This is a genomic window from uncultured Candidatus Puniceispirillum sp. (assembly GCF_963979125.1).
Classification (GTDB): domain Bacteria; phylum Pseudomonadota; class Alphaproteobacteria; order Puniceispirillales; family Puniceispirillaceae; genus Puniceispirillum.
Genome location: NZ_CAXBVX010000013.1, coordinates 20,976 through 32,651, shown reverse-complemented (window position 1 = coordinate 32,651; position 11,676 = coordinate 20,976). Strand labels below are relative to the sequence as shown.

The window sequence follows — 11,676 nt, the reverse complement described above, 5'->3', positions numbered from 1 at the left end:
CGTTTTGGATCGCGTCGACATTATTGCTTTTCACATGCAGGCTATCGCGCAGAATCATGTCGGATCACCGAAGCGATCGCCGCGCGTTACGGACAAATAGGCGCTGTCTCCGCATGGCAAACTGATAATGAATATGGATGTCATGACACGATTTATTCCTATTCCCAAGCCGCCAAGGCTGGGTTTCAGGCATGGCTTGCTGACCGTTATGGTACGGTTTCAGCGCTTAATGCGGCATGGGGCAATGCATTCTGGTCGATGGAGGTAGGGTGTTTCACAGAAATTGAACTGCCGAATCTGACTGTTACCGAAGCCAATCCAGCTCATAGCCTTGATTTCAGGCGCTATAGCACTGCGGCCGTTGTCGCGTTCAACAAAGAGCAGGCTGATATTCTGCGCCGATTGTCACCAGGTCGGCCAATAGCTCATAATTACATGGGCGCATTTGCCCAATTTGATCATAGGCCGGTCGCAGCCGATCTGGATATTGCGTCATGGGACAGCTATCCACTTGGCATGTTGCAAAATATGCAAGCCTACCCAAGCGCAAATACCGCACATGATCAACAAACCTATGATGAGTGCATGCGTACCGGTGAACCTGACTTTCAAGCCTTTCATCATGACCTGTATCGCGGCATGGGGCGTTTATGGATTATGGAACAGCAGCCAGGGCCGGTAAATTGGGCAAAATATAATCCAGTACCAAGAGCTGGTGCTGTGCGTATGTGGAGCTGGGAAGCTATCGCGCATGGCGCCGAGCTGGTCAGCTATTTCCGCTGGCGACAAGCCCCTTTTGCCCAAGAACAGATGCATGCTGGCTTGATGTTGCGCAATAATGAACCCGCTGCCGGTCTTGCCGAAGCAAAGCAGTTTGCCAGCGAACTTGAACTACTTGATGATGCTGAAACAACACAGGCAAAGATTGCCCTGATACATGATTATGAAGCTGACTGGATCAGCGAACTTGATGGCCAAAGTGACGATTTCGCCTATCTACCCTTGATGCTAGATTTTTATCGCTCAATTCGCCGACAAGGCGGCTCCGTTGATATCATTGGCCCACATGATGATATCAGCAGTTATGCTCTGGTTATCGCACCCTGCCTTATGCATGTTCCAGACAGTCTGGCGCAGCAGATGGAAGGTTTTGACGGACAGATTTTGATTGGTCCGCGCACTGGTGCCAAGACAATCGACTTTCAACTGCCTAAAAATTTGGCACCTGGCCCGCTAGCCAGTGTCACTGGTGTTACAATAACCCGCGTTGATGCTTTGCCTGCAAGCCAGACAATTTCCGTGTCAGATGATGAAATATTAGGCAATTTCAAAATCTGGCGTGAACATGTAACAGCGCAAGGCACCCTGATTGCAACTGGCGATGATGGATATCCAGCAGTGATAAAAAGCAATCGCACATCCTATCTAGCTGGCTGGCCAGATGCCGAATTAGCTGACAATGTTATCGGCAAAGCTATGCTCGATGCGGGAATCATACCGCATAAAATGCCTAACTATTTACGTGTGCGTCAACGTGGCAACAAGCTTATTTTTGTTAATTATGGCAGAAAAATTACAATTATTCCTGACAGCTTTTCAGGCACATTCATCTTGGGCACGAAAGATGTGCCAGCCGCTGGCGTCAGCATTATGCAGATTGATTTATAGACCTTCGATACGGTCCACCAGCCACGCTTTTGGATTTGATGAACTAATCGCGGCTAGGATATGCGCGCTTTGTTCCCGCGCACATAACGCAATCACACAACCACCAAAACCCGCACCTGTCAGCCGCGCGCCAATGGCACCAGCCGCTTTCAAGTTTGCCACCAGAGCATTCAAAATCGGCGATGACACGTCAAAGTCAACATCAAGCGAAATATGGCAGTCATCCATGAGCTGGCCGAATTTATCTGCCTTGCCTGTTTCCAATGCAACGACCGCATCCTGAACGCGGATATTTTCCGAAATCACATGGCGAGCCCGTTTCTGCAATAATGGATCAGCAAGTCTGGCACAGCCAGCCAGATCAGCGTCACGCAATGACGTAACCCCCATTTCACAAGCGGCATTGCGGCATTGTAACAGACGTTCATTATAGGCACCTTCGGATAACTTACGGTCAGCACCCGAATGAATGACCAGAAAATCATGTCCGACAAAAAGTGGCAAACAGCGTGTTTCCATCGACCTTATATCAAACAGCATAGCCTGATTAACAGGTGCAACTGCCGCTATCATCTGATCCATAATGCCACAATTTGTGCCCACAAATTCATGTTCTATCTGCTGTCCCATACGCGCTAAATGTGCCGGACTGATCCTATCAAATACGTTCGGCGCTAATGATCCCAACGCCCGCAAAAGTGCAATTTCAAAAGCCGCCGATGATGATACCCCAGCCCCAGCTGGTACGTTTGATGACACGGCAATATTTACACCGCCCTGTCCTTTGATCTTGCTGGAAAATCCGTTTTGACCTGCTATTACCAACGCTCCGTGTACAAAATCAAGCCAGCTACCATCGCACGGGCTTTCAACGGGACGGTTAAGCGTATCAAATCTGTCTGATACACCGTAGATCATATTGTCGTCACGCGGTGACAATGCAACAACCGTATGATGTCGGAGCAATACTGGCATCACCAATCCATCATTATAGTCGGTATGTTCGCCAATCAGATTAGCACGGCCATGCCCAATCGCAACCACATCTGGCACAATTCCAAAATGATTTTCAAACAATGCGCTACGCATGTGGCGTCAGCCTGCCCGCCAATAATTCAGCTGCCTGTTCAGGCGGAATATCGACCAGAAATGTACCAGTGATCTGCTCGACCGATGCCAGATATTTCAGCTTGTCAGCACTGCGACGCAATGGTCGAAAAGCACAATAGAAATGAAAGCTGTCCTGCGTACCACGTGGTGCCGTGTGCCAGCCCAAAGTATAAGGCATCGGCGTTTTATGCACAGCATCCAACCGCGAGACAGCATCATGCATCAAAGCAGCAAACTGGATACGTTCACGTTCAGTAAATTCAGCAGGGGACGCCATGCGGCGGTGAGGCACAACCCATGTTTCAAATGGATAACGTCCCCATTCTGGCACCATAACAAGACCACTCTCATTTTGCGTCAGAATCAGGTCAGGATTAATACGCGTCGCAATATCATCAAGTGGATTTGCCGCGGCAAAACTGTCTGCCTCACGTGCAATCAAAGCTGGAATATGTGACAGGGCATAAATCTGCCCATGCGGATGATCCAGCGTCACGCCAATCTCACGGCCCCTATTTTCAAAAGGAAGAACATATTGAATGCGGCCATCATCCATCAAGGCGTCCCAGCGATGACCAATCGCCGCGATCAGCAAGCTAATTCGGTCAATGCCAATCGTTGCAAACGATGAATTATGGTCAGCGCTGTAACAAACGACATCACAAAACCCAATACCGGGCACTGTTGCAACTCCTAGTTCCGGCGGCGTACTCGCTTCGGCTGATAAGGCAGAAAAGCGGTTACTGAAGATCGCAATTTCATAATTGGTAGCTGGCATATCGGTGAGCCTGCCACCGTTGCTGGCGGGACAAAGCGGACAATCGGCAGCGTCCGGTAAAAAGGTACGCCCCTGCCGTGCCCCAGCGTGACAAACCCATTCCCGCAATAACGGATGCCAACGCATATGTGCATCAGCGCTTGGCACGGATGGCAAACTATCAAGCAGGTCGTAATCACGCGCGCTTTCAGCATATAGCCATAGGCTACGCCCATTCCCTCGATCAACATATTTTGTATGAAAATTTGCCATTAGTTTAGTGTAGGCAACCAGCCAGCATGTGCGTCAAGAAGCTCGTCAACCATCTTCCATATCTGATCAAGATTAAGCTCAGCACCTGTGTGTGGATCCATCATCACCGCGTGATAGACATGTTCTTTTTTACCCGTGATGATAGCTTCAACAGTCAACGCCTGAACATTTATACTGCTTTGCATGATCGCGGCAAGATGCGGTGGTAAATCAGCAACAGCCTGAGGCGTGATACCACGCTTATCGACAATACATGGCACCTCGACACAGGCATTGGCGGGTAAATTGCCAATCAATCCATCATTCAATACGTTACCGTTAATATGGTCAGGAACGTCATTCACCACCGCATGCATAATACGCGCCGCATATTCAACTGACTTTTTACATAGAATGGGGCTGTCGGATAACAATGCCTGTTCCTGTGTATCCCATTTTTCGATCTGATCTTCACAACGACGAATATATTCATTGATAGGAATATCAAATTTTTTGATGAGTTCCGGCTGGCCATTCTTGATAAACCATGGCGTATATTCAGCAAAATGCTCGGATGATTCAGTTACAAAATATCCAAGCCGTCGCAGCATTTCATAACGTACATGATTCGTGCAGCCATCATAATTGGCACCGTAATCACGACCATCAATTAATCCATGCAAGCGTGGATACAGATCCTCAACCTTGCCATCAGCATATCGTTTGGCAAATTTGGTATAGAAAGCGACATGGTTGATCCCTGCACATTCAAATTCAATATCATCAATGGATTCACCCAAATCACGCGCTAGATCAATGGCTGTTCCTTGTACCGAATGACATAGGCCTACATAGCGCAGATCTGGCAGCATCCGTGACAAAGCTAGGCAGTTGATCGCCATTGGATTGACATATTGTAGCATCAGGGCATTGGGGCATATATCCAGCATGTCGCGGGCAATGTCAGCCAGAACCGGAACGGTTCGCAAACCACGCATCACCCCACCAACACCCAGCGTATCCGCAATCGTTTGCGTCAGGCCATACTTCGCTGGAATTTCAAAATCAATCACAGTGGACGGCTTATAACCTCCAACCTGTATCATGATCACAACAAAATCTGCACCTTTAAGCGCTAATCGACGATCAGTTGTCGCGGTAATTTTTGGGTTAGCCTTAACCGTAGAACTAATTTTTTCAGCAACCAGTTGTGATGTTTTCAACCGCTTTTCATCAATATCCTGCAGTGCCACATAGCAATCTTTAAAACAATCTTCAAGCAACACATCCGTCAGAATGTTTTGCATGAAAACGGTACTGCCAGCGCCTATCATTGCAATTTTCATCATCTATTTACCTTGCTAAACATCAGCCTTTGCTGGCTCCAAACGTAAGACCCGTAATGAAATGCCGTTGCATAAGAAAGAAAATAATCACAGGTGGCAATGCCGCCATAATCGAGCCTGCCGAAATCAGATGGTAGGCAGAAATCCATTGTCCATTTAGCGATTTCAGGCCTGCCGTAACAGGCATCGCATGCTGACCTTGAATCAAAACCGTTGCCCAGAAATAGTCATTCCAGATAAAGGTAAAAATAAGCACGCAAAGGGCTGCAATCGCAGGGCGGATCAAGGGCAGAACCACCGCCCAGAAAATCTTGAACTCGGACGCACCATCAATACGCGCCGCCTCGATAAGTTCATAAGGTAATGCGCGGATGAAATTACGCATGAACAATGTACAAAACCCTGTCTGGAAGGCGATATGAAACATAGCCAAGCCAGTAACGGTATCATAAAGCCCAATTTGAAAGGTCAAGTCACGCACTGGAATCATCAGAATCTGAAAGGGAATAAAATTGCCCGCAACAAACAAAAAGAAAATCAGCAGATTGCCCTTGAAACGGTAAATTGCAAGGGCAAAGCCAGTCATACAGCTCAAAGCCACAGCGCCAATCACCGTTGGTATGGTGATTTTGAAGCTATTCAAAATGAACATGAACATGGGCGTATTGGTAAAGACGTCGGTCAAATTTTGGATCGCTTGCCACTCACTTGGTACGCCCCACAAATTACCAGCTGTAATATCGGCAGATCCACGCACCGCGGTCATCACCACCCCAAGCAAAGGTACCAGCCATATCAGCAAGGCAACTGGCAATGCTATTTTATAAAGCATTTGATTGGCAGGGCTGGCTTTTTCAATTGGCGTTGGAAACATGCCTATAGCCCCCGCTTTTCATCGCGATACATGCGATATATGAAAAACAGAATATAGACCATCATGATCGAGAACAGAATCGTAGCGATAGCCGACCCATACCCCATACGATAGCCATATTCGCTCAAGGCTTGTTCAAACATGAAATAAGCAAGCACGTTTGTTGACCCCCATGGCCCACCTTGCGTCATAATCGCAATCATATCAAAACTACGTAGTGATCCGATAATGGTCACGACAACAGCGATAAAGGTAGCTGGGCGTAATTGTGGTAGAATAATATTCCAGAACAATGAAAAACCAGTTGCCCCATCCATACGCCCAGCTTCAATCTGGTCAGCGCTGACATTGTTAAGCCCGGTAAGATAAAGGATCATGCAATAGGCAATTTGCGGGTAAATGCCTGCAAAAATGATACCGTAAGTCGCATAATCTTCATCTGCCAGAATAGCCCAGCCTTCAAGCCCGACCAGATCAAGCAACGGAGAAATAATGCCGTAATTTGGCTCATAGAACCAAGTAAATACTAGGCCAATAACAACTTGTGAAATAACAAACGGAAAAAAGAAAAGCGACTTTATCAGCCGGATGCCAAACACCACCTGATTGAGAAACAGTGCCAAAGCCAAACCAATCGGCACCGCGCCCATAAAACATACAAGCCAGCGGACATTATTCCATAATGCTGTATAAAATTCTTCGTCATCCATCAATTCGATGTAGTTTTCCAGCCCCACATAGGTTGCTGGTGAAAGCCCATCCCATTGATACAGGCTAATCGAAATTGACGACATGATTGGCCACAAAACATAGACCGTAAACAAGAAAATGCCTGGCATAAGAAACAGCCATGGCATAAGTGCTCTTTGGTTACGCTTCCACCAACCCGACTGGCGAAGCGTCACATTTGTTTGTGCTTCATGCGCTGTGGTCATCAGCCTAAACCAAATTAAATTTTAAAATCAGATAATAAACGGAATAAATATAAAAAAAGGGAAGGCCGATAGACACCAGCCTTCCCGTAATTACATTACTTATAGACGCGCTGACGCGCTTTTTCCAAACGCTTCAGGATCGCGTCACGGCGATCAGGCTTAACCATATATTCTTGGAAACCTTTCATGCCAGCAGACGCCATTTCAGCAGGGGCATCACGGTCATAGAACTGTGCCATCGCATAGGCATTGTTCAGCATGTTATTACCAGCCTTGAGAAATTTATCATCCTTTACGGTTGATGCATTGTTGATTGGTAACTGACCTAGAATACCGTTGATTTCGGTCTGCACATCGGCACGCGCCATAAAGATCAAGAAACGCTTGGCGTCAGTCTTGTTCTTGGCATTTGCTGGGATGTGAATCGTATCGGTTGGCGCTTCTTCGGCCATGGGGATGCCTGGGGTGATTTCAGGAAACTGGAAAAACCCAAGCTGATCGTCAGTCAAACCAGCTTCACGCAAAGGCGCAACAGCAAAATTACCCATGACATACATGGCAGCTTCACCTTTGACCATTGGTGTCAAAGCTTCTTGCCAGCTATAGGCCGCATGATTTTCAATGAAATAGCCTGGCTTGACCAACTCGTCCCACTTGTCAAAAGTGGCTTGCACGCGAGGGTCGGTATAAGGCACTTTGCCAAGCGCAAGATCCATATGGAATTCATAACCATTTGTGCGCAGATTCAGATAGTCAAACACGCCTGCTGTTGTCCAGAGATATTTTGAACCTATTGTGATAGGTGTAACGCCACCAGCCTTTAACTTGGCACAGGCAGCAACAAAATCTGCCCATGTAGTTGGCACGGCAATGTCCATCTTTTCAAAGATGTCTTTGCGGTAGTAAACGCCCCACTGATAATAGGTATAAGGCACACCCCACTGGCGGCCAGCAATTGTCATAGACTTTTTGGCATGCGCCATTGAGCCTGTCAGCGCACCATCTTGCCATCCTGAATCACTCCAGATGTCTGATACGTCCTCGAAAAGACCTGCCTTCACAAAGGGGCGCATACGGTTACCCGCATACCAATTTGCAACATCTGGCGCGTCCGTTGTTAAAAAGTTACGGATAGATTGCTTGTAACCTTCATGGTCAAAAAGATTCCACTCAACAGTCACATCCGGATTTTCAGCTTCAAATTTCTTGATCATCTTTTCGAACGCTTCTTTTGGCGCCGGATCCGATGTATCGGTGTTAATAACAAGCGTTCCTGCGCTTGCAACAGTTGCAGCCATCGCAGTAGCGGCAACCATCCCCATCAAAAATTTCTTCATTGGTCCCTCCCAGGAATTTCATGCATATCGTGACAGCAACGCCCGCAGGCAGAGTGCTACATGCTCACTGTGGAACGGAATCCCAAGACAAACATCCTAAAAAGTCATAAAACATTCTGGTATAGTCATAAAAAGTGGTTAATTTAAATATATGAAAGTAATTCGGTCAGACATGAATAATGCTAGTCAAAGCCCAAAACGGCAGAATAATATGCTGCCGCAAACACATCTGCATGTGCCAGAAGGGTTTTTTGTCGAACATCATATTCCTGATATTATGCCGCAAACCCATATGCACGGCCATATCGAGATCAATTTTCTAACTACTGGCAGCATGGTCTATCAACTACCGACAGGTATCGTTCATATTCCAGCTAACCGATTGGTGCTGTTTTGGGGACAGGTTCCACATCGTGTAATTAGGGTTAACGACGCTGACTCTATCCATATTGCCTATTTACCGCTGTCACAAGTCGTGACCTGGCCTTTACCTGACCAGTTGATGCAGCATCTTTTTGACGGTCTTTTTGTGGTAAGCGATAATACCAGCAATCTTGATAGTCCGTTGATGGCACGCTGGCTTAACGATTTTCAGAGCAATGATGCCCCTCGGGCGTCTCTGGCTATTGCCGAAATTCAGCTAAGATTGCGACGCATGGCCGTTGATGGATGGAGTGCATTAACTTTGGACAATGACAGCGTAGTTGGTGCCACATCTGGCAAACAGACATTCAAACGCAAAGCGGCGGCACGCAAGGTGCAGATGATGGTCGCCTTTATGGCGCAAAATTACACGCAAACACTACACATAGCCGATATTGCCGCCGTAGCTGGCATATCAAAAGGTTATGCAATGACTATATTTAATGCCTTTATGCGCCGTTCACTGACGCAATATGTCAATGAATTGCGGCTTAACCACGCCCGCGCATTATTGATGGATACGAATGACAAGATTGTCGGCATTGCCCTTGATTCAGGCTTTGGTTCACTGTCGCAATTCTACAGTCTATTTCACCAGCAATTCGGTGTCGCGCCTTCAGCCTATCGCGATAGCACCCGTCAGTAATTGAAATTGCCGGACATTCAGATTACGTATGCGTTCGTAAAGCGTAACCACCGCCGCGCACTGTGCGTATCAAATTCGGACGCTTATCCTTGTCCGATGCCGCGCCATTAATGGCTTTGCGCAGACGACTGAAATGGACATCGACTGTACGTTCTTCGACAAACACACCATGTCCCCAGACCCGATCTAACAAAAGCGGACGGCTAAATACCTGACCAGGACGTTCAAATAATGTCAAAAGCAGTTGATATTCCTTTGGGCCAAGCGGCACAATCTTGCCAGCACGGCGCACTTCCATACGGCTTGGAAAAATTTGCAGGTCTTCAAACTCCATCATGTCATTTGCTAAAGCTGGTCGTGCCCGACGTAACAGCGCTTTGACACGCGACACCAGTTCACGTGGCGAAAATGGCTTTGAAACATAATCATCTGCACCCGTATCTAGCCCCAATGTGCGATCACCCTCTTCACCACGGGCACTCAAAACTATAATTGGCAGATTCTTGGTTTCTGTTCGTGAGCGAAGAAGCCGACACACATCTATCCCCGACATATGCGGCATCATCCAATCGAGAATAAGCAGATCCGGTTGCATATCCTCGACCATAGTGACCGCTTGTTTCCCATCAGCAGCCGTAAACACCGTAAAGCCAGCTTGCTTCAAATTGAATGAAAGCAACTCAAGCTGATTTGGCTCATCATCAGCAATCAGAATTTTCGCGTTCATGGATTAATACTATCCTTAATGGCCTTGCACTTATGACAATTTTGAGCTTGATTTATCTGCCTTGGGCCTTTCATCCTCAAGCTGAGTTCCCTCAACAAGAAAATATATTTCTTCAGCGATTCCAGTCATATAATCACCAATGCGCTCAATATTTTTGCCAATAAACAGCAAATGCACACCGCTTCCAACGACCTTGCTATCATCTGTCATCATGGCCATCACTTCATTGTAAAAGGCTGTATGCATATGATCTAGTTCGACATCGCTGTTGCGAAGCTCTATAGCCGCTTTTATGTCAAGATTATGATAGGCAAGCATGGCGTCATTAATCATTTTTTCGGCCATATGGCCCATGCGCCCAATATTCACATCGGGAATGGTTTCATGTCCGGACGCTGCCATGGCTTTGGTACGTCTAGCTATATTCTTGGAAAAATCGCCAACGCGTTCAAAAATTGTCGCAATTTTTGAGGCAACCATGACCCGACGCAAATCAGTCGCCCGCGGGGAACGTAACGCAATAATCTCAAAAGCAGTCTGAATGATTTCGGCTTCAAGAACGTCAAGCTCCTTATCGCCCGCAATAATATGATCAAGCGTTTTACTATCTTGTGTTGCAATGGCATCAAGCGCCATGACAAAACGTTCCTTGGCCAGCTCGCCAAGCTGTTCGATACGCGCGTTCAGATTATTTAAATCATCATCAAATGCCGAGACAATATGCGTGTTTTCCATGTTTTGTTTATCCAATTTTACCGGAAATATAGGCTTCCGTTTGTTGATTCAGCGGGTTCGTGAAGACATCCTTGGTCTGTCCAACTTCGATCAACCTGCCAAGGTGAAAATAGGCCGTACGTTGCGAGATACGCGCTGCCTGCTGCATCGAATGCGTTACAATCACAATCGAATATTCCGCACTAAGCTCATTTATCAGCTCTTCAACTTTCGCAGTAGCAATAGGATCAAGCGCCGAACATGGTTCATCCATCAAAATGACTTCAGGACTGACCGCTATTGCACGCGCGATGCAAAGACGCTGTTGCTGTCCACCAGACAAACCAGTGCCCGACTGGGTCAATCTGTCATTCACTTCGGCCCACAGGCCAGCGCGTTGCAAAGCTTCTTCGACAATGGCGTCAAGATGCGCTTTATCGTAAGCCAGCCCGTGAATGCGGGGGCCATAGGCAACATTATCATAAATTGATTTTGGAAATGGGTTTGGCTTTTGAAAGACCATGCCCACACGCGCACGTAACGGCACAACGTCTACTGACGGATCATATATATCCTGACCATCAAGCGCAATTGTGCCCATAACGCGGCATGAATCGATTGTATCATTCATACGGTTTAAACAGCGCAGAAACGTTGACTTCCCACAGCCAGAAGGCCCAATAAGCGAAATCACTTCTTTGCTACCAATATCCAATGACACATTATCAATGGCTTTCTTGTCACCATAGAAAACATCGACCATACGCGCTGTCATGCGCGCATCATCAACATGGATATTACCCATGGTATTGGTTTTAACCTCTGCCGTACTCATAGCGTCACTCTCGATATCTTCATCAGATAGATTTATCCCCAGATGATGTGCA

General features: G+C 46.9%; 11 protein-coding genes. 2 read left to right on the top strand and 9 right to left on the bottom strand.

Translation table 11 applies throughout. The annotated features are described in order from the left end of the window. Positions 1 to 1,668, top strand: a 1,668-nt coding sequence (locus tag ABNT28_RS02810; RefSeq protein ID WP_348720982.1) for a beta-galactosidase, incomplete at its 5' end; no start/stop codon positions are given. Here ABNT28_RS02810 and galK read toward each other — a convergent pair. The 6 genes from galK to ABNT28_RS02780 form a co-directional block, all read right to left on the bottom strand. Next, positions 1,663 to 2,757, bottom strand: coding sequence for a galactokinase (gene galK, locus ABNT28_RS02805; protein ID WP_332924751.1), 1,095 nt, complete (start codon positions 2,755 to 2,757; stop codon positions 1,663 to 1,665). The genes ABNT28_RS02810 and galK overlap by 6 nt on opposite strands. Beyond that, positions 2,750 to 3,808, bottom strand: a complete 1,059-nt coding sequence (gene galT, locus ABNT28_RS02800) for a galactose-1-phosphate uridylyltransferase (RefSeq protein ID WP_332924752.1) — start codon at positions 3,806 to 3,808, stop codon at positions 2,750 to 2,752. Before galT ends, galK begins: the two co-directional genes overlap by 8 nt. Then, on the bottom strand, positions 3,808 to 5,136 hold the full coding sequence (locus ABNT28_RS02795) for an alpha-glucosidase/alpha-galactosidase (RefSeq protein ID WP_332924753.1): 1,329 nt from the start codon (positions 5,134 to 5,136) through the stop codon (positions 3,808 to 3,810). Before ABNT28_RS02795 ends, galT begins: the two co-directional genes overlap by 1 nt. Before the next feature lie 19 nt (positions 5,137 to 5,155). Further along, positions 5,156 to 6,007 (bottom strand): carbohydrate ABC transporter permease, encoded by an 852-nt coding sequence (locus ABNT28_RS02790; protein ID WP_332924754.1) that lies wholly within the window; start codon positions 6,005 to 6,007, stop codon positions 5,156 to 5,158. Between the two features lie 2 nt (positions 6,008 to 6,009). Beyond that, entirely contained in the window at positions 6,010 to 6,942 is a 933-nt protein-coding gene (locus tag ABNT28_RS02785) for a sugar ABC transporter permease (protein WP_332924755.1), read from the bottom strand. Between the two features lie 95 nt (positions 6,943 to 7,037). Further along, positions 7,038 to 8,279: an extracellular solute-binding protein gene (locus ABNT28_RS02780; RefSeq protein ID WP_332924756.1), complete on the bottom strand. Its 1,242-nt coding sequence runs from the start codon at positions 8,277 to 8,279 to the stop codon at positions 7,038 to 7,040. 211 nt (positions 8,280 to 8,490) lie between these two features. Between ABNT28_RS02780 and ABNT28_RS02775 the strand changes: the two genes are divergently transcribed. Beyond that, positions 8,491 to 9,348: a helix-turn-helix domain-containing protein gene (locus tag ABNT28_RS02775; RefSeq protein ID WP_332924757.1), complete on the top strand. Its 858-nt coding sequence runs from the start codon at positions 8,491 to 8,493 to the stop codon at positions 9,346 to 9,348. 22 nt (positions 9,349 to 9,370) lie between these two features. Here ABNT28_RS02775 and ABNT28_RS02770 read toward each other — a convergent pair whose 3' ends face one another. Genes ABNT28_RS02770 through pstB form a run of 3 tightly spaced genes read right to left on the bottom strand, consistent with a single transcriptional unit; the run spans position 9,371 to position 11,624 of the window. After that, a complete protein-coding gene (locus ABNT28_RS02770; RefSeq protein WP_348720981.1) occupies positions 9,371 to 10,075 on the bottom strand; it encodes a response regulator in 705 nt (234 codons plus the stop codon). A gap of 30 nt (positions 10,076 to 10,105) precedes the next feature. Next, positions 10,106 to 10,810, bottom strand: a complete 705-nt coding sequence (phoU, locus tag ABNT28_RS02765) for a phosphate signaling complex protein PhoU (protein WP_332924759.1) — start codon at positions 10,808 to 10,810, stop codon at positions 10,106 to 10,108. Positions 10,811 to 10,817: 7 nt separating this feature from the next. Continuing rightward, positions 10,818 to 11,624, bottom strand: a complete 807-nt coding sequence (gene pstB, locus ABNT28_RS02760) for a phosphate ABC transporter ATP-binding protein PstB (protein ID WP_332924771.1) — start codon at positions 11,622 to 11,624, stop codon at positions 10,818 to 10,820. Positions 11,625 to 11,676: the final 52 nt, after the last annotated feature.

What these genes read in the sequence shown, in the direction of transcription:
- galK (WP_332924751.1), bottom strand. Translation starts at nt 2,757, where the DNA reads ATGCGTAGCGCATTGTTTGAAAATCATTTTGGAATTGTGCCAGATGTG.
- galT (WP_332924752.1), bottom strand. Translation starts at nt 3,808, where the DNA reads ATGGCAAATTTTCATACAAAATATGTTGATCGAGGGAATGGGCGTAGC.
- ABNT28_RS02795 (WP_332924753.1), bottom strand. Translation starts at nt 5,136, where the DNA reads ATGATGAAAATTGCAATGATAGGCGCTGGCAGTACCGTTTTCATGCAA.
- ABNT28_RS02790 (WP_332924754.1), bottom strand. Translation starts at nt 6,007, where the DNA reads ATGTTTCCAACGCCAATTGAAAAAGCCAGCCCTGCCAATCAAATGCTT.
- ABNT28_RS02785 (WP_332924755.1), bottom strand. Translation starts at nt 6,942, where the DNA reads ATGACCACAGCGCATGAAGCACAAACAAATGTGACGCTTCGCCAGTCG.
- ABNT28_RS02780 (WP_332924756.1), bottom strand. Translation starts at nt 8,279, where the DNA reads ATGAAGAAATTTTTGATGGGGATGGTTGCCGCTACTGCGATGGCTGCA.
- ABNT28_RS02775 (WP_332924757.1), top strand. Translation starts at nt 8,491, where the DNA reads ATGCTGCCGCAAACACATCTGCATGTGCCAGAAGGGTTTTTTGTCGAA.
- ABNT28_RS02770 (WP_348720981.1), bottom strand. Translation starts at nt 10,075, where the DNA reads ATGAACGCGAAAATTCTGATTGCTGATGATGAGCCAAATCAGCTTGAG.
- phoU (WP_332924759.1), bottom strand. Translation starts at nt 10,810, where the DNA reads ATGGAAAACACGCATATTGTCTCGGCATTTGATGATGATTTAAATAAT.
- pstB (WP_332924771.1), bottom strand. Translation starts at nt 11,624, where the DNA reads ATGAGTACGGCAGAGGTTAAAACCAATACCATGGGTAATATCCATGTT.